This is a genomic window from Sphingobacterium multivorum, assembly GCF_900457465.1.
Lineage (GTDB): Bacteria > Bacteroidota > Bacteroidia > Sphingobacteriales > Sphingobacteriaceae > Sphingobacterium > Sphingobacterium multivorum.
This window is the reverse complement of the sequence record NZ_UAUU01000011.1, coordinates 1,072,849-1,090,286: the sequence shown is the minus strand read 5'-3', so window position 1 is coordinate 1,090,286 and position 17,438 is coordinate 1,072,849. Positions and strand designations below refer to the sequence as shown.

15 protein-coding genes are annotated in these 17,438 nt (G+C 40.3%); 3 read left to right on the top strand and 12 right to left on the bottom strand.

Annotated elements, in window-relative coordinates:
• Positions 1-93: 93 nt before the first annotated feature.
• The 5 genes from DTA23_RS21920 to DTA23_RS21900 form a co-directional block, all read right to left on the bottom strand.
• Positions 94-759, bottom strand: a complete 666-nt coding sequence (locus DTA23_RS21920; protein ID WP_112376040.1) for a DUF2306 domain-containing protein — start codon at positions 757-759, stop codon at positions 94-96.
• A gap of 170 nt (positions 760-929) precedes the next feature.
• Positions 930-1,922 carry a hypothetical protein gene (locus DTA23_RS21915; protein WP_112376039.1) on the bottom strand — a complete coding sequence of 331 codons (993 nt, stop codon included), beginning with the start codon at positions 1,920-1,922 and terminating at the stop codon, positions 930-932.
• Positions 1,923-1,940: 18 nt separating this feature from the next.
• The gene (locus DTA23_RS21910; protein ID WP_112376038.1) at positions 1,941-2,615 is read right to left on the bottom strand and encodes a hypothetical protein; all 675 of its coding nucleotides are present in this window, start codon (positions 2,613-2,615) and stop codon (positions 1,941-1,943) included.
• Positions 2,612-2,950, bottom strand: a complete 339-nt coding sequence (locus DTA23_RS21905) for a PadR family transcriptional regulator (RefSeq protein ID WP_112376037.1) — start codon at positions 2,948-2,950, stop codon at positions 2,612-2,614. The genes DTA23_RS21910 and DTA23_RS21905 overlap by 4 nt, the downstream gene beginning before the upstream one ends.
• A gap of 377 nt (positions 2,951-3,327) precedes the next feature.
• Positions 3,328-4,095, bottom strand: a complete 768-nt coding sequence (locus DTA23_RS21900) for a pentapeptide repeat-containing protein (RefSeq protein ID WP_112376036.1) — start codon at positions 4,093-4,095, stop codon at positions 3,328-3,330.
• Positions 4,096-4,824: 729 nt separating this feature from the next.
• Between DTA23_RS21900 and DTA23_RS26970 the strand changes: the two genes are divergently transcribed.
• Positions 4,825-5,016 carry a hypothetical protein gene (locus tag DTA23_RS26970; RefSeq protein WP_146753179.1) on the top strand — a complete coding sequence of 64 codons (192 nt, stop codon included), beginning with the start codon at positions 4,825-4,827 and terminating at the stop codon, positions 5,014-5,016.
• 221 nt (positions 5,017-5,237) lie between these two features.
• On the opposite strand, the gene DTA23_RS21895 is transcribed toward DTA23_RS26970, so the two are convergent.
• From DTA23_RS21895 to DTA23_RS21875, 4 genes are all read right to left on the bottom strand, one after another.
• Complete coding sequence (locus tag DTA23_RS21895) at positions 5,238-7,676, bottom strand: hypothetical protein (RefSeq protein ID WP_112376035.1); 2,439 nt, start codon at positions 7,674-7,676, stop codon at positions 5,238-5,240.
• Positions 7,677-7,687: 11 nt separating this feature from the next.
• A complete protein-coding gene (locus DTA23_RS21890; protein ID WP_146753177.1) occupies positions 7,688-8,080 on the bottom strand; it encodes a hypothetical protein in 393 nt (130 codons plus the stop codon).
• Between the two features lie 256 nt (positions 8,081-8,336).
• On the bottom strand, positions 8,337-8,882 hold the full coding sequence (locus DTA23_RS21880) for a MutS-related protein (RefSeq protein WP_112376032.1): 546 nt from the start codon (positions 8,880-8,882) through the stop codon (positions 8,337-8,339).
• Positions 8,883-8,893: 11 nt separating this feature from the next.
• On the bottom strand, positions 8,894-9,466 hold the full coding sequence (locus tag DTA23_RS21875; RefSeq protein ID WP_146753175.1) for a hypothetical protein: 573 nt from the start codon (positions 9,464-9,466) through the stop codon (positions 8,894-8,896).
• A gap of 801 nt (positions 9,467-10,267) precedes the next feature.
• Between DTA23_RS21875 and DTA23_RS21870 the strand changes: the two genes are divergently transcribed.
• Positions 10,268-10,843, top strand: a complete 576-nt coding sequence (locus tag DTA23_RS21870; protein ID WP_112376030.1) for a Crp/Fnr family transcriptional regulator — start codon at positions 10,268-10,270, stop codon at positions 10,841-10,843.
• Between the two features lie 131 nt (positions 10,844-10,974).
• Positions 10,975-11,679 carry a type 1 glutamine amidotransferase domain-containing protein gene (locus DTA23_RS21865; RefSeq protein ID WP_112376029.1) on the top strand — a complete coding sequence of 235 codons (705 nt, stop codon included), beginning with the start codon at positions 10,975-10,977 and terminating at the stop codon, positions 11,677-11,679.
• Positions 11,680-12,197: 518 nt separating this feature from the next.
• On the opposite strand, the gene DTA23_RS21860 is transcribed toward DTA23_RS21865, so the two are convergent.
• From DTA23_RS21860 to DTA23_RS21850, 3 genes are all read right to left on the bottom strand, one after another.
• Entirely contained in the window at positions 12,198-14,696 is a 2,499-nt protein-coding gene (locus DTA23_RS21860; protein ID WP_112376028.1) for a glycoside hydrolase family 2 TIM barrel-domain containing protein, read from the bottom strand.
• Between the two features lie 26 nt (positions 14,697-14,722).
• Complete coding sequence (locus DTA23_RS21855; protein ID WP_112376027.1) at positions 14,723-16,636, bottom strand: glycoside hydrolase family 43 protein; 1,914 nt, start codon at positions 16,634-16,636, stop codon at positions 14,723-14,725.
• A 123-nt stretch (positions 16,637-16,759) separates the two neighbouring features.
• On the bottom strand, positions 16,760-17,437 hold the full coding sequence (locus DTA23_RS21850) for a DUF3823 domain-containing protein (protein ID WP_112376026.1): 678 nt from the start codon (positions 17,435-17,437) through the stop codon (positions 16,760-16,762).
• Position 17,438: the final 1 nt, after the last annotated feature.

Genomic DNA, 17,438 nt, shown 5'->3' with positions numbered 1-17,438 from the left:
AAGGTTTCATGAGCATAAGATCAAGCATTAAAAAAGGCCTAAATAAAAAACTTAGGCCTTTCTTCAATCAATTCAAATGTTTAACTCGCTGGATTAATGCAAATCCGCACGAAGCACTTTATTTTTATTCAATGCTCTATTGGAATAGATGATATACAAGGTGCCGATGATGGTTGGCGTAATCCAAACCAGCGTTGAACCAAGCTGAATCCCGGCAACTAAAAAGGCAGTCACCGACGCAATCAATGCGCCTACCATACGACCCAAATGACTGACCAGCCAGCCATTTTTCTTTTCTTTGAAACTTTTAAACAGCTGAAAATCCCGAATACTCATAAATGCACCAAAACCACCAAAAAAGACATATAAAACAGAATTTGCCACCTGCTGTATTAATCCAATTAAACCAAGACATAACATACCAACCGATGCAAGCAGCATCGTAGCCGAAATAAGTTTGTCTTTCCAATCGGTCTGTTGTTTAATCTTACTGCGTAAAGTCAACGCGCGATTACCCGCCAGAATGAGATAGATGGTAAAGATACCGATCAAAAATAAAAATGTGTTTTCGTGGCCCGGCATTCTCGCAATAACAAGTGAAATTAAAGAACTAATCACCATCGCATAGGAAAATATGATCCCCGTCTTCTTATGCCCTGCTCCTCCCTTTTTTACAGCCACACTGATCAGGCCGGTAATCAATCCTATCCCACCAAAAAATGCGTGAATGTAGATCAATGTCTTAATTGTTTCTTCCATAGTTCTTCTTTAATTGTTTTTAGCTAATAATGGTATTGAAGCAAAAAGGCTAATTAATGGTTATGCCATGTTTAAAATAGATAGACAGGAAACTGCGCTATGATGCCGTTTGCGACAATAGCCCAAATGTAAAAAATATCCTTTTAATTATCCAAATGTTTAAATAAAAATCATTCTTTTTCCTCACGGACGAGAAAATCATAAGAGTACCAGAATTTCAGGTCCCCATAGGAATTAAGGTTTCCTAGACTATAGCTAATGGGGTAGTCAAAGCTATTCTGTTGCAGTTCAAGTTCATTTTTATAATCAATGACAAGTTTTTTAATAGCGTCCAAACCTGTTGCGCGTCTAATAAAACTAGTTTGACGTCCACCACGCAAATAAACCAGCACATCGGAACGATTTAACACCGTTTCGTCGGTTTTTGTCAGAAATTGATTGTACAGCAATTTTTCCAATACGTTTTTAAGATCACCACGTGTAAAATCACTTTCTCCCATCATAATCGAGTGGGTACCATAGTTGACTGACGAAACATAGTAGGGATTATATCCTGATTTTTTTAACTTCCCTAGTGCATCCTTACTAAAAGCCTGTTCATAGTCTTTCAGATCCGCATGGAGACTAAATGTAATATGTTCTCGACGCAATAACAGGCTATTAGCTCTTTTTATCGTGGTAGAATCATGGTGACGGACCAATTTGAGTACACTATCTACGTCAGGGCTATTATTAAGATGGTAGCGTATCGCTCTATAATCGAAAAATGCCCCTACAGACGACTGCTTCAAAACAGCCGGTTCCCCCTTGCTTTTCTTAGCGAAAGCTCGCACAGCATCAAATCCAGGAATGATACGGATTGGAGCTAAAGTTGGCTGTGTAGAAGAAATTGTGCTCTTGAAAGGTTTATAATTGCGAAGGGAAGTTAGTTTTAGTTGCGGCGTAGTATCTTTTAATCCCCAAACTGTCCCCAAATAGAAGTTTTTATCTATAGTGCCATCCACGTAGATCTGGCTAACCGAAAACCCGACGGAACGCCCTACAAATTGATACCTTTTAGCCATTGTTCCATCACCGATCTCCCTAGCGTCAAAATCACTATCTTCTTTGTCACAACTGGACAAAAAACAAATGCTTAATAACAACAGGAAAAGATATTTCATAATTTAAAAAATTAATCGTCAGCTCTGGTGCAGCACTTCGATCTCATCTACCCGTCGGACAATGGCCTTTAGATTCTTCTCAAAGATAGACAAAATTCCTAATCCAATATACATAAAAATAAGAATAACAACACGATACAAAGCTAAAGGAACATAATTAACGATCCATTCCGAAGAAACCAACCCGATGATCAAAATCATAATCGGTATTGTTAAACCAAGATAATTGCGATAAACGCAGTATTTGTTCCCTCGAGGCCGATGCCGCAATAGGTATACTGGAATATAAAAAACTAATGTACCAATCATCCCTAATTTTAATCCCGTCCAAAAACCATCTGCATCGAGCGGCACAAAATAATAGAACAATGTGAAGTACACGATATAAATTGCACTATGCCAATGCTTGACGAACTGTAAAAAATCAGCAGGAAATTTATTGATTTGTTTTCTTTGCAGATTCAATTCATAACTAGCTGCAATGCTTCCAAACCCTGACTCTCCAAAACTGGCATAAGCGAGATCAATGGCTCGATTGAAATACATGCCGGCATCTGAAGACATCAGTTCCTCTACCTTACAGGCGAAGTGATCCAAAATTTCAAGTTGAACATCAACATAATGATATCCTTTAGAACGGATAAAATCCATCAGAATACCTAACTCCGCTTTGGTCAATTTCTTTTCTGTCATGATACAATTGGTTTCGTGTTCAAAATAACCTGCAACTTCTCCACAAAGGTCAACGCATCTTTCATTTTAATTATCTGCGCTTTTTTTCCCTTCACTGTCAGGGAGTAATACTTTCTTGCTCTTCCATCGACAACTTCTATTGCTGTATCCAGAAGCCCTTCCGCTTCTAACTTATGTAGTGCAGGATAGAGCGCTCCCTCAGTGAGGATAAACTCCCCATCTGTTATGAGTTTTACCTGTTGGGTCATTTCATAGCCATACATTCTTTCCGTTCCAGACAATAGCTTCAGAATAATCGTTTGTAAAGTGCCTTTTAATAGCTTCGTATCTTTCATTCGTTCATCTTAAAAAAGTAATTAAATATACCTAATTTTCTTATATATAAAAAAACATAAAAAAACTATGATACAGCAGGATGCACTTTAACTTCCATCATCAGATTTGGCCTTTGCACGGTCTTTTGACTGCACTGCTTCTACCCTGCTTTTGCCTTGCTTTTGGAATTCACCTAGCAAATCCCTATGAATCGCCCAGTCTTAACCTAGTTCACTAGGTAAACACAAGGTTTCAGCTAGGTGTTCACTAGGAACAAGAGCGAACAAAGGTAATGACAGGAGCGAATAAATGCATAAGCAGGTCGGGAGCGAAAAAGCCGCTAGAGCTGGGAACTCCAAACGGCTTTGCACTAACAATTATATATAGAATGATATGATTATCCTGCTTTTAATAGATCAACAATAAGACGATCTCTATTTTCATTCAATGAGGGGTAAAACTGATTTAGATCAACCAATATGATTGGCATCCCCCTATTTTCGGGCTTATACAAGACATTATCCACCAAGTCCCGACAGAAAACCAACGATTCATTATCCGTAAACACTTCTCTTGACCTTTTGAGGAAACTAACAAAAAAACGTCTGGGATTATTGATAATTTTAAGATGCTCTTGGTTTGGAAAAACTGTACTGGAGAGATCTAGCCCTCGAGAAAATATAACGTCCTTTAATTCTGCATGACCAAAATTTACCAAGGGAGTCTTTAATGGTTTGGCTTTTTTGAGAATAAAAAGATTGGTGGAATATAAGTCTTCTGTAAAAGGAATTCCATAAAACCATGAAGAACTGATCTTTCCTTTAAATACCACATGAATCAAGTTCGTCCCGTCGAAAGTTGTTTTGTCAAATGTATTGTAAAGGAAGGACGACTTTTCAATTTTTAGATTTCCAATGATGGCTTTCGAAAAATCATTCGCTTCGAATGTACTTTCCATCCAAAGCCCAGATTCCTGAAAAACAACAGACTGAAAGTTACAGTCTACAAAGGTACAGCGAATGAACTTACAATCACGAAACATGGAGTTCATGAAGCTTTTCCCTTTTATCTTGCAATCGATAAAAGAACAGTTTTTTAAGACTTTGTGATTGAATTCAAAACTTTCAATCTCACTTTGCTGGAATATTTTATTAGTCAGTGCCATGCTAAAAATGATTAATAGGCTAAAATTTCATAGTAGTTGCATTTCAAATGGATATTTAACGGCCAAAATCTCCATTTATACATTGATGACAACGGGAAAGACAAAACGTCCTAAAGGAATTTTGACTTTTTTATTTTTTTTTCCCAGCCTAAAACAGCCAAGACATAAAACATGTCGTTGCAAACTAACGATAGGAATATATTAGCCAGCCATTCTTCAACTGAACAATAAGCACAAAAAAAGCCGCAAGGACGGGGAGTCCTTTACGGCTTACTACCTATGAAAAACATTTACCTTACGTGTAAGGCACTATCTACTATGACAATTAAAATTAAAATGTCGCACATAAATCTGCAGCGCAATAAATTAACAAATTAAGATCTGCTCATTTCTTACTTCAAAAAAGCGCCAAGATATGTTTCGGCATTTCTTGGATCCAAATATAAAGTCCTCGGTCAGCGATTCAAGCCTCCGTTTACAATTCGCCAAAAATGATTTACGATTCGTTTATTGTATTATTTTAATCGGCTGGTTAATTAGCCCTTTACTGCTATAAGAAAAAAAAGTATATTGGTGGACGCAATTAAAACTGTTTATGAAATTGATAAAAAATATCTTGGTAGTGCTTGTACCGCTTACCTTATTCAGCGACATAACCTTTTCCCAAAGCAAAGAGGAGCTTAAAAAAAATATGAAAACAGCAGTATAGATGAAGAGCTCAAGAAGAAGATGGCTACGGAATATGTCTTTCCCGATAGCCTCATCTTACCCCCATTACACTATACCAACCCCGAACAAAGTAAAGTTGCCGGTGAAATACCTATTCTATCCAAGGATAGTTATAACCCTACGACCGGTGAACTGACACTCGAAACGGGCGTGTTTGTAAAATGCCCCCCCAAGAAAGAGGACGGCAAATAGCCGGCAATGAATTATGATAAAATGCCATCATCGTCTACGACGACAACTTTGATGGCCGCAGTTTCAACAGCGATCAGGATTACTATTTTTAGGTGGAGGATTTTAATGAAAATAGTCGTTCGAAACAGAGCAAAAAATTGCTCCATATTGAATAACGTATAGAATGCCCTATCCCATCGGGTAAAAAAAGAGTCTTCTCATCACAATGATGAGAAGACTCTTTACTTAATCACAAACCAAGTTTGACTTTTTGCTGGTATATTGACCTCAAAGATCCCTTCTGAGGCTGCATTTAATGGCATTGTCCTACTGTTTTGATCTTGCTCAACCACTTGCACATTTCCTTTCAGTCCGGTATAGTATAAGTTGACCTTAATTTTTCGTGTTATCGCTTCGTCCAATGGATTATAGATCATTAGTAATCCCTTTTCTTTTCCCGCTGGATTCACGTGCAAAATAGCATCATAATCCATCCCGTCAGGACGTCTCACATGGATGATATCACTGTCCAAAACTTCACGGTGTTTCTTGTAAAAATTCACCCATTTGGTTACTACATTTTTCGTCTCTGGGGAGTCATAAAGCTGTGGTCCACGATAACAAGCCTGTACACCTGCGCCAAATAGATTGGCCAAGCGTTGCTCGTAATGCGGTAGGTGATCCTTCAACGGCTCTATCGTTGCCTCTTTGCCGCCACCTTGGTATTCTACCAAAGGAACAAACATCCAGCCCATGGATGGAGCTTTAGCCCAGGTACCATCGAAGATATTCTGTCTTTCCACAATCTCCTGTTGTGTCCTCGGAAGCGACCAGTTCGCCTCACGGTAGCCCATTCCGACTTTGTTTCCACCATTAAAGAAATACATATCCGGAATATTCAGGTAGATTCCCTTTTCACGGCACCATTTGTAAAAATCAGTGATCCGTTTAAACTGATTCCATTGCGAGTCTTTTTCATTGTGATGTCCGGGATGATCGGTGGCGTAACACCAATCCCCTGGATAAGAGCCATCATGCTCAAATACACCCAGTCCCGAACTTTCATACAGGTTATACAGCTTTTTGAAGTAAGCCTGGCCCCATTCACTCTCAATACAGGGTGAACTTCCAAAGCGAGGATGCATGCCTTCAGGTAGCACAACGTCATTTTTAGCATCAATATGCCGACTGGCCAGGAGCGAATAGCCTCCAAGTTCAATTCCTTTGCTATGCGCATAGTCAGCAAGCTCTTTCATACGCTTGAGATTTTCGGGAGAATCATCTTCGGCATTGAATCCAGACCAAAAGGTCATAATCACCATTTCAAAACCAACCTCCGCTGCTTGATCAATTGCCTTTTTTACCGACTCGTTGTCCGAACTCCGTACATGCATCAATATTGGATTTTCAGTTGCCCATGGCGCCATGGAGCGCAGCATTTTTCGATATCCAAGGCTCTTACGTTCGCGTTCCCAGCTATCGTTCAACAGCTCCCAAACCCGATAGCTTGCAAATTCTCCAACGGCAGCAACCTGTTGTTCGGGTCCCATTTTAGGTGCAACTTCCAACAGACAGGGTGTCTCCCGGTCGTAGTGGACCTGTGTGGTATATAGCGGGTCTTTTTTCCACTCCAGACTCGAGGAATAAACGACTTCCTCGCTCATACCGCCAAATGTATAATCTGTTTCCACGGTGATATTATGGTATAACCAACGGCTTCTATGATCTACCGAACTTTCGGGCTCAAATACAGCCAATTGCTCACTCTTAAAGCTATTAACCACAATTTCCCGGTCCGACTGATTCTGCACAGTAATCCACTTACTAAAGATCGGCATGTCATCATAAAGATCATAATGAACCTGTACCGTAACGTTTTTCATATAAGCAAGTTTACTGGACAAATCGCCTGCAAATTGGGATGAAAAATCACCGTATGCCCAAAAACCTTCTATTTTGGAGCGACCTTCCTTTGTAGAAGCCTTTCCATCTTTGTTCCCGCCGTTTGGATCCATTTTTCCGACACGAACCAACTGTATCTTGTCACCTGACTTTAGCGAAAGATGACCGACGGTATGCCATTGTTGTCCATCCAAAGAGGCTTGTGCCAATAATTCTTTATCCGCTATTTCATATCTAAACCATAGCTGATCTGCTTTACCAACTTCGAAGGTTCCGTTATCGCGTTTGCCATCAAAAAAGACTACTTTGCCTTCACTTGCTCGCCAATAAAGTCTGGGGCTACTATTCGTTAGTGTTAGCCCAAAACCCAATCCCCAATCGTTGGATTGATCAGTACCTTTATTCATCTTGGCGACGAGTACCTTTGCGTCTTGAGGAACCGCTCTTTCAGCAAATACTGCCGCATTCTCCAGTGCCATAATCTCGCCCACTTTTCCTTCATTGACAAAGGAATTACGTGCATGTGATTTTGACACCATCAACTTCCAGTCGGACGCTAAACGCTGAAATTTATCTTCCAACAGCAATGATCTGTTTTGGTCACTTTTGCTCTTTGCGGCAAGAGCATCGATCGCCTGTTGATCCAATGTATAGTTAAATGTCAGCTCTTTGCCCCGCACTGGCCAGGGCATCTCTTTAGGCATCCAGTTTGGCCTCTTTTTCCAGCCAAAACGGGGTTTTGTATCTTCAATTTTATAATCATGGAACTTAAAAGCCATGGATTAGCCTTTTAACTCGGTATCCATTCTTTTAGTAAGTAATTATGTACTTTTTGTCCTTCCAATCCACCGACATCAAAGGTAAACCCATCGATTGTTACACTGGCTTCAGATCGGATCGACCTTAGAAATGCTGTATTTCCAGTCAATTCGTCCAAACCAATACTGGCTACATTTGGAAAAGTCGTAAATGTACGGCTGACCAAGCCATTGGAAAATACCAAATGACCTTCTTTCGTCTTGAAGAGCCCTGCTTTCGCATGGGAAGTTCCTATTAGCCAGTCTCCAGACAGGCTGTTGCTTTCTTTGTTAAATAGCGGCAGCTGCTGACTATAGCTCTGCTTTGCCTGGCCCAACACGCCTAGTAGACACAGGATATAGAGTTGTTTTTTAAAGTAATTCATCTTTTTAGTTTGCCAATACATTTACTGACGCGACTTTCAGATACTTGCTTAAAACTTTGATTTTATTTGCTTTCAACAGTATTACCGAGCCCCATTGTTTATTTGGTTCGTTCCCCATTACTTCGTCAAGTCTACTGGATCCAAAGATATCTGCAATTTTACCACCTAAAAAAATGCTTAAATAATTGATTCGGTTTGACCAAAAGTTTACCATAGACTATAAAACTGAAACAAGATAATCAATATCACAATAATCTCATTCTTTTTGTATTCCCAAATCAAATTCCCTTAAAATCTCAAATACCCGTTCTTTGCGCAATAACCACATGCCTAACTTTTCTTCGGCAACACCATCCAAAAGTCGGTATGTAAAGATAATTCCCTCCTTTTCATCCAACTGAACCCCCAAATATTTCAGTGTAATACCTTCTTTATACAGTATGGGGCAAATTTCCGTAATATGTGAGGACAATAAGAATACACAGTTCTTGTATCCTTTCAAACAGTTAACTAATTCCAGGGTTGCTTCACTGGCATCACCATGGTTTGTCCCCTTGAATAGCTCATCCATCAGAACAAACATTTGCTTACCGGATGCCAGTAACTCCGCCAAATGTTTAACCCGTAATACTTCGTTAAAAAAGTGACTTGCACCTGCATTTATATTATCACCTAAATTTATGGTCGCCGATATTCCGTCAAAAAGTACTGTTTTCATCGCATCTGCTGAAACCGGAAAACCAAGATGTGCCAGATAAACGCAGCTTCCAATTGTCTTCAACAAGGTAGATTTACCCGTCATATTTGCTCCGGTCAGATACCAAAGGTTGTTTTCTTTTTTATTTCTACATCATTTTTAATGGCATCTTCAATAAATAAATTATAAGCTCCACGTATGGTGATCATATCCTCTCCCCCTGTCTTTTCCTCAATTTGAGGAAAAACAAGATTCTTTCCTTTGATACTTTTTGCTACACTGAACAAAGCATCCAAATGATACAAAACATCGAAAATCTCACGTATTGCATTTCGTTTTATATTTCTAAAAAGATAATCGTATTTGATCATCAGCTCCTTAGAAAATTTGTTATTCAGCAACTGCTTAAACTCATCCCGATCGATATCTTCCAAAACACAATCTATGTGCTTACGATATTCTTTGAGAATAGCTAAACTATGACCTTCTGATTTTGCAGATGCTAAAAAAATAGCAAGACCATCTGTAATCTTAGCGATCTCGTGAATAGATCGCTTAATAAGTATCTCGCGTTTTTTAAAATCCAAAGACAAAAAATTCGTTGACACCATTTCGAGATAATAAGTAGCCCTGGAAGGTGAATAGGGTTCTTGCGGCAGAGACAAATATTGCTCCAGATCCTGCATCATATACTTATCCAATAGATCCGAAATCTCAACTTTTGCATAAAAAGAATTAGATGCTGTCTGCTTTCTATTTCCAATTTAGAGGAAAGAGGTTTAAGAAAATAACTATACAACATATCCCGCCCACCTAGCGTAACTGTACAATCGAAAAAAATCGACCATATCCTTATACCTACTGTTGGTAACATTTAAATCCGCTAAGGTTTGCTTGTCAACGATCGACATAATTTATTTATTGTGGCTCTTTCCCTTAAACTTACTCAAAGTCATTATAATTAGCAACACTGTAGCAGAATCGTTATACAGCGAAATAAGTTTTCATAATCATGAGATTACTAGCGATTATTCTAGAATATTAAAACGGAAATAATTAACTAATGAGCCAATCAGGCAAGACATAGGTTCTTAAGCATTTAAATTTATAGGACATATCCAAGGAAATAACGCAAGGGTAAAAAACAAAAAAACACCCGAAAGCATGGGGTACTCCGGGTGTTTTAGCCATATTATTAACCTATTTTATGAAAAGTGCCCTTGAATGGGCAACACTAAAATAGAAAATAACTTTGTATAAACAAAATAAAATTTAAAAAAATCATTTTTTATAAATCACTAAATCGGTTAAACATGGAAATTTAGCAGCGCGGCTAAAGGATTTCAAGTCCCCTTTTTGTCTAGGAACAAGTTAAAATCAAATTAATATTATCTTAGTATATGATAGGGATATGAAGGGAACTTGATGCATCCCTTCGCTATCCTTGTGAGATTTTGTTTAATTTTAAATCGATCAAGTAACTGTTAGCTATGAACGAACGTGAAATTCTGAGACAACATATCGACAAGACCGTCCAGTTGAACGACGAACAATTCGACTACTTCTTTTCTTTTTTTAAACCGATCTCCTTTAAAAAGAAACAACAGATTATCAGCATAGGAGATCTGGTCGAACAAGAGTATTTTGTGCTAAATGGTTGTTTAAAGACTTTTTTTACCAACGATGAACAAAAGATGCATATCTTACAGTTTGCCACACAGACCTGGTGGGCTTCTGATTATAATGCATTGCATAATCAAAGCAGGGCTACAGTCAATTTAGATTGTGTAAGCGAGGCAGACACGCTCTGCTTATCGAATGAGGACAGGGAAAAAGTATGTAAGGAAATTCACGAAGTTGAAACCTTTTTCAGATGGCGTTCTAATAAAGGATACATTGGGCTGCAAAAAAGAATAATGTCACTGCTGAACAACAATGCGCGGAGCCGCTACGAGGAACTCATGCAGCAATACCCTGAACTCTATAATCTCGTTCCCAAACATTTGATCGCAGCATATCTGGGCGTTTCCCGCGAAACACTAAGCAGGCTATACCAAGCCAAATAATGTGATCTAGATCACAAAAGCAAAACCATTCTCCAAATTGTGATGTATATCACATAGGGCTCCGGCAATTTATCCCTACTTTGTACTATCGTTTTAAACATATAATTTTTTAACAGACTTGGTTATTTAATATGAAAAAAGACAAATTAAAAGTATTGGTTGTATTGACATCACATGACCAATTGGGTGATACAGGAGAAAAAACAGGTTTTTGGGTGGAGGAATTTGCAGCGCCTTATTATGTTTTACAAGATGCAGGAGTGGACGTCACCATAGCATCTCCAAAAGGAGGGCAACCACCAATCGATCCTAAAAGTGCGCTCCCAGATTTTCAAACAGAAGCAACCAAACGTTTTGATGCAGATAAGGAGCTCCAAACAAAATTGGCAAATAGCTTAGCCTTGGATACGATCAATGAACAGGACTACGATGCGATTTTCTATCCTGGGGGCCATGGTCCTTTGTGGGATTTAACCAACGATAAGACATCCGTTGCATTGATCGAGTCATTTTGGGCCCACAACAAACCTGTCGCCGCCGTATGCCATGCGCCAGCTGTATTTCGCTATGTCAAGGATAGTAATGGTCAGCCACTGGTCAAAGGTAAAAAAGTTACCGGATTTTCAAATAGCGAGGAAGAAGCGGTTCAATTAACGGCTGTTGTTCCCTTTTTAGTAGAAGATGAACTTGTAAAATTGGGTGCACAGTACAGCAAAGGGGAAGATTGGCATAGTTATGTATTCAAAGATGGCCATCTCATTACCGGGCAAAACCCTGCGTCTTCGGAAGAAACTGCTAAAGCTTTGTTTACTCTATTGAGCAATTCCCAGCAATAAACTAATCAAAAAATAAGTAAGGACTGTTGTCATCGAAACAGTCCTTACTTATTTTTTGACAAAGCATCAACATCCTCTTCCAATTGAAATCTATCATCCTTGTAACTTCTTCAGGACAAGAACTATTTGCAAAATGACTTTAATCTTTGTCTTCAAGTTCAAACAATTCTTCAACACTACGCTCAAGCACAAGTATAGTTTGTTCCCTTTTTATGCGGTTAATTTTAAGTTGTAGCAAGTGAGTACCAAATAGGTATCCAACTGCACCTTTTAACAGTGCTTGTTCAGTGCTCGTTCAGTGATTACTCAGTACGAACTGAATAAATAATGACTAATCACTGTATAAAAATTGATTAAAAATTGTTTTTAGTGATAATTTGGTATTCGTATATTCCAGTTTTAAAGTTTATCTTATTAGCTATAACCTTATAAAGCAATTATGACACTCATCAAAATCAGAATAAATTCATAGCAAATAGAATAGTCGGGATCTGTGCGAACAAAAAACAAAAAGAGGATTATTTTATCCGGCATTTTACCGTTGCTGTTTTCAACCAAGGTGCGGTAAAACGTACATCGACCGTTTCTCCAGATTTACCCAAAGCCTGAACATAAGTGATCATCTTTCCGTGATAAACGCGCTGCTTCTTGTCCGTATAATCGCTCATATCGGCGTTATTTCCAGCTTCCATTCCTAGTAGACGCGCATTTCCCACGATATCACAGGTAATTTCATCCTCCGAAATAACGACAGGAACGCCCTTTTCATCCAGGATCTGCAAAGCAATTTGGATCACTCCACCAGCTTCGACTTGCTGATTACCCAACATGACAGCTTGAATAACTGCGGGTCTCTCGCTGGATTGAATCGCATGCCGAACGACCTCCTTGCCATTCGCATCCAAACCCACAACCTCTAGCTTTCCTGCTTTATAAGGAATGTCCCAAAAGATGATCCCTGTTTTCTGATCGTAGTTTTTCTTTTCGCCCACCACTTGAGCATCCAATTCTAAGCGCGCGCTAGCACTATTGGTATAACAGACCACCCTGATCTGCTGTCCCTCTTGGTAGTTCCAGACTGGCCAGGCGTCCATGGAAGGTGCCTCATTTTTCCGTTGCCCCTGTTCAGATTCCAATGCAGACCAAACATCTGTAGCTGCGGCACCTCCCTGCAATGGATAAGTACCCAAGTAGGCCATCGGTTTATCCAACCACAGTGATTGACGGTAATAGCCTCGCGGCTTGATAAAACCTGCGAAATCCAGCAGTCCTGAATAAAATCCACGTGAAGGCCAACGCCCCGACTCTCCGAGGTAGTCAATACCTGTCCACAAAAATTGGCCAAATATATGGTTGTTGTCACGTACCGCAAGCCATGCTGGAAGATCGTGTCGATTCTCGCTTCCAAAAATTACGCGTGCTGGATAGCGCTGATGATCCTGTTGATAACGACTTTCGGTATAATTGTACCCTGCAATATCAAGTGCTCCAGGATAGGCTGTTTCATTCGACATCGCTACCCCAGCAAGCCCTGCTGTAACAGCCCTACTTTTATCATATTTTTTCACAACCGCAGCCAAGCGTTTGGCGATATCCCCCAATCGCATCGCATCTGGTGCATCCTTTTTGTAACCACCATACGAGGCCTGCGTGAAACCACCTTCCTTCTTCTCGCCGTTAAGGACAGGATGTGAATAAGGGTCATTTGGATAATCCACTTCGTTGCCTATGCTCCAAGCGAAGATCGAAAGGTGATTGCGGTCTCTTTTGACCATATCGGCCAGATCCTGCTCTCCCCAGGATTCAAAAAAGTCGTATGATCCCTCAAAACCCGGTGTCCCGACATTCCATCCCTGTAACCATTTCCTCTTCGGGTACTCCCACTCGTCGAAGGCTTCGTCCATAACAAGTAAACCGAGCTCATCACATAAAGCATAAAGTGATGATGCCTGCGGATTATGGCTGGTTCGAATGGCATTAACCCCCAAAGATTTTAAGGTGAGCAGTCGGCGGCGCCATACTTCAGTATACATTTCAGCTCCCAATACCCCAGCGTCGTGATGCAAACAAACACCTTTGACTTTCATCCAGGAATTGTTTAAGGCAAAGCCCTTGTTCGGATCAAATGTAAAGGCCCTAAAGCCTGTTTTCACCTCTGACTGATCAATCCGCTTTCCATTTTGGCTTACGATGGTCCGCAGGGTATATTGTGTGGGTTGATCCAAACTCCACAACGATGGATTCGATACTGCCAATTGCTGTGTTACAGTTGCCTTACCCGCGGCCCCGACCTGCACTTTCTGCGACTTTTTGGCAACCACCTTTCCTGTTGGATCAAGCAGCTCCTGTTCCACTTTAATCGGGGCAGCAACTTGCATACTGTTGACAAAGGCTACTTCTGTATTTAAAATTCCTTTTCCTTGTCTTAGTTCTGGATATGCATAGACTCCCCATTGATCGATATGCAGCGTATTCGCCTTTACAAGCCATACATCGCGATAGATTCCTGATCCTGTATACCATCTTGAATCGGCGCTTTTACTATGGTCGACCTTAACAGCAATGGTATTTTCCTTCCCAAACTCAATGTATGGTGTGATATCGTACGAATAGGAAACGTAGCCATTGGGCCGCTTTCCAACCGATTTACCATTGACAAAAACTTCGCTTCGGTTGTAAACCCCCTCAAAATATAGAAACAACCTTTTCCCCTGATCTTCCACTGGTATGGTCAGTTGTTTTCGATACCAGCCAATGCCGCCGGGTAAATAGCCCGTCGCACTGGCTAGCGTTGGGCTCAGTGGATATTTTACGCTCCAATCATGGGGCAAACTAATGGGCTGCCAGCCTGCGCGATTCTTTTCAGCGTTTGCCTGTCCTTCAATATCGCCCAAATGGAAACGCCAATCCGAATTCACACGTTCGGCGATACCAAATCCGGGCTGTGCATATAAGCTATTCATACCCAAATAACTTGACACAGCTAAAACAGCCAGATTTCTTATTATTTTTTTCATTGTACTATATGCATTAGGTTTAGTGATTAAAGTGTAGGAACGACAGGCAATACATGGCCCTGATCATCAAAAAATAACCGGTCCATGCACACCTCTCGATTAAACCCAGCTGCATCGCCCATATCGATACCTTTGGGATAATTAAAACGATGATATACAATATACCATTCATCTTTACCTGGAATCTGCAAAATAGAATTATGTCCTGTACCATAAATTCCTTGGGTAGGATCCTTTTGCAAGACTAAATTATTTTCAGGAACAGTGATCGGTCCATCTGGAGAAGTCGCAGTTCCATAACGTACCCGATAATTTTCACTTCGGGTGTCATCCTCCGTCCAAAAGAAATAATAAAGACCTTTTCGGTAGACAACATAGGCGCCTTCCCGGAAAGTCTTGTCGGGTGTTAACACTTTGATTGTATTTCTTTTAATCGAGATCATATCCTTATTGAGTTCAGCAACAGCTAGGTAGCCATTTCCCCAATACAGGTAGCTTTTTCCCGATTTCGGATCGTTAAACACTGCAGGGTCAATTTCCTGCCCTCCTTTTACACCATTTGGTTTAAAATCGATCAAGGGTTTACCTGAATCTTTAAATGGGCCTGTTGGCAAATCGGCCACCGCAACACCAATCTTTTGGGCCGCTGTAAAGTAATAATAGTATTTATAATCGTTCTTGATTTTCTTTTCCGTAATTGTAGGTGCCCATGCATGTCGAGGCCCCCAAGCAACATCTTTTTTCAGATCCAAAATCACACCCTCATCTTTCCAATGACTTAGATTTGTGGAAGAAAAAGTTTTAAAATAATAACCACCCCAACCGTCAAAGCCATCACTCGTTGGATAGATATAGTATTTCTTTGTTTTATTGGAATAGAGGACATCCGGATCGGCATAAAAGCCATCCAATACTGGATTCTTTCTGAATGTGAATTCCATATCTTTGGGTTTCTCCCATTTGGTGGTCAAATCCAGAATTTCTTGTCTTGAAATAGGAATGATGGTCCCATGCCGTGGATGAAAATCCATGTCAATTTGATGGTCGATTACTTTAAAACGATCAAGGTCTTCAGAGGTGCAGAATTGATACTTCCCCTTACCATAGACATCATACATCAGGATATATTTGTCCGACTGATTGAGTTTAAAGACACTGGATCCTTCCACAGCATCATTGGTCTGCTGTTTATAGCCCGGTTGTTCAATCCACTTACCCGAAGTCAGGGAATCAGTTATCGCCAGCTTAATACCATTTCCATGTCCTTCGGTCTTGTAAAAAAGGTAGAACAAACCATTCTTTGCAATAATATCGCCATCGATACAGGATTTACCATTTTTTGGAAGAAACAGCACGTTAGGTTCGGTTTCAAAATCTGTAAAGTCCTTGTTTGCATAAGCATAGTAGATGATATCTGGACCATTTCCGTGCTGCATGGACCAGTACACCATATATTTGTCCACCGAAGGGTCAAATATAGTCTGGGGCGCCCATACTCTTTTCAACGCTTCCTGACCTTTGAAACGCTGCTGTATATCGATTGCCTGATGGGACCAATGCACAAGGTCTTCGGATTTTAGCAGGATCAAACCCCGATTAGAATCCCAGCCTTTGGAGGAAGTCATGTCGGTGAGCACCATATAAAATGTTTTTCCATCTTCGCCACGGAGAATGTGCGGATCCCGAACACCGCCGGTTTTACTGATTATCTTCGAATCCAGGATAGGTTGATTATCATTCAACGCGCGATAGGTATAGCCATCTGTGCTGATCGCAAAACAAACAGCTTCGTCTACAACCGCATTCCCTTTGAAATAGGCAAATAAGTAACCTGCAAAATCTTTGTCGGTAGGTCCGCTGCGATAAGCCTGTGCAAAAACACCGCACGTAGCATGTATTAAAAATAAGGTAACTAAGATTGAAATTCTGTTTTTTTTCATGAAGATTTAGTTGAAGAAATAAGCATTGGCATATTTTTGCGTCTATACATTTTTGCATCTCTAAAAGCCACGGGATTTGATCCCGTGGCTTCGTAATCTGACCATTTAACTTGTCGTCAGCACCTATTTTAAAGCTATTTTTTGAACGGCAGTATAGTAGTACTCTCCCGATACCGTAGCTTTCACCCCTATTCGGGCAAACACATAATCGAGGTTTTTCAAATTGTCCGGCAACTCTCCGACGATACTCGTCGGCTGACCGAAAGCAACGTTTGCCAAATTGGCGTCCACACGTAGCTCGCGTTGTACCTGATCTGTCAAGACAGATTTACCGAGGTAAAGACGCACAAACTCCATATTTGCCGTACCTACTATTCTGTTCACCGTAAAGTTAGCCGAAATACTGTTATTATTTTTTTGAAAAGACTCGTTTGTCACCGTAAAATAGGGTGTTACAGGTACATCAATGGTCGTATTGCCCTTCACTTGTACCAAAACCGTATCAGTTGCCTGTTGCAGCCATGGTGAATCTCCTTTCCGCACCAATTTGTATTCGCCATCAAAAAGACTAACAGAAAAAGAGCCATCCTGATCAAAATATACGGGTATTGCTGAGCGAAGCGGGTACCCATCCTGCCATAATTCCAATTGAGGGCCGTTATTCCGAACGCCAATCGCCTTCCCCTCATAAACAACGCGTCCTGATAGGGTTGATTTTGGAGCTTCAAAATTATCATATTCGCAACCTACAACGAGTAGACTTGCAAAAGCTATCAATAAGCTTAAAAATTTTATTTTCATG

Coding starts and splice junctions, on each gene's coding strand:
- DTA23_RS21920 (WP_112376040.1), bottom strand. CDS start 759: ATGGAAGAAACAATTAAGACATTGATCTACATTCACGCATTTTTTGGT.
- DTA23_RS21915 (WP_112376039.1), bottom strand. CDS start 1,922: ATGAAATATCTTTTCCTGTTGTTATTAAGCATTTGTTTTTTGTCCAGT.
- DTA23_RS21910 (WP_112376038.1), bottom strand. CDS start 2,615: ATGACAGAAAAGAAATTGACCAAAGCGGAGTTAGGTATTCTGATGGAT.
- DTA23_RS21905 (WP_112376037.1), bottom strand. CDS start 2,950: ATGAAAGATACGAAGCTATTAAAAGGCACTTTACAAACGATTATTCTG.
- DTA23_RS21900 (WP_112376036.1), bottom strand. CDS start 4,095: ATGGCACTGACTAATAAAATATTCCAGCAAAGTGAGATTGAAAGTTTT.
- DTA23_RS26970 (WP_146753179.1), top strand. CDS start 4,825: ATGGCTACGGAATATGTCTTTCCCGATAGCCTCATCTTACCCCCATTA.
- DTA23_RS21895 (WP_112376035.1), bottom strand. CDS start 7,676: ATGGCTTTTAAGTTCCATGATTATAAAATTGAAGATACAAAACCCCGT.
- DTA23_RS21890 (WP_146753177.1), bottom strand. CDS start 8,080: ATGAATTACTTTAAAAAACAACTCTATATCCTGTGTCTACTAGGCGTG.
- DTA23_RS21880 (WP_112376032.1), bottom strand. CDS start 8,882: ATGACGGGTAAATCTACCTTGTTGAAGACAATTGGAAGCTGCGTTTAT.
- DTA23_RS21875 (WP_146753175.1), bottom strand. CDS start 9,466: ATGATGCAGGATCTGGAGCAATATTTGTCTCTGCCGCAAGAACCCTAT.
- DTA23_RS21870 (WP_112376030.1), top strand. CDS start 10,268: ATGAACGAACGTGAAATTCTGAGACAACATATCGACAAGACCGTCCAG.
- DTA23_RS21865 (WP_112376029.1), top strand. CDS start 10,975: ATGAAAAAAGACAAATTAAAAGTATTGGTTGTATTGACATCACATGAC.
- DTA23_RS21860 (WP_112376028.1), bottom strand. CDS start 14,696: ATGAAAAAAATAATAAGAAATCTGGCTGTTTTAGCTGTGTCAAGTTAT.
- DTA23_RS21855 (WP_112376027.1), bottom strand. CDS start 16,636: ATGAAAAAAAACAGAATTTCAATCTTAGTTACCTTATTTTTAATACAT.
- DTA23_RS21850 (WP_112376026.1), bottom strand. CDS start 17,437: ATGAAAATAAAATTTTTAAGCTTATTGATAGCTTTTGCAAGTCTACTC.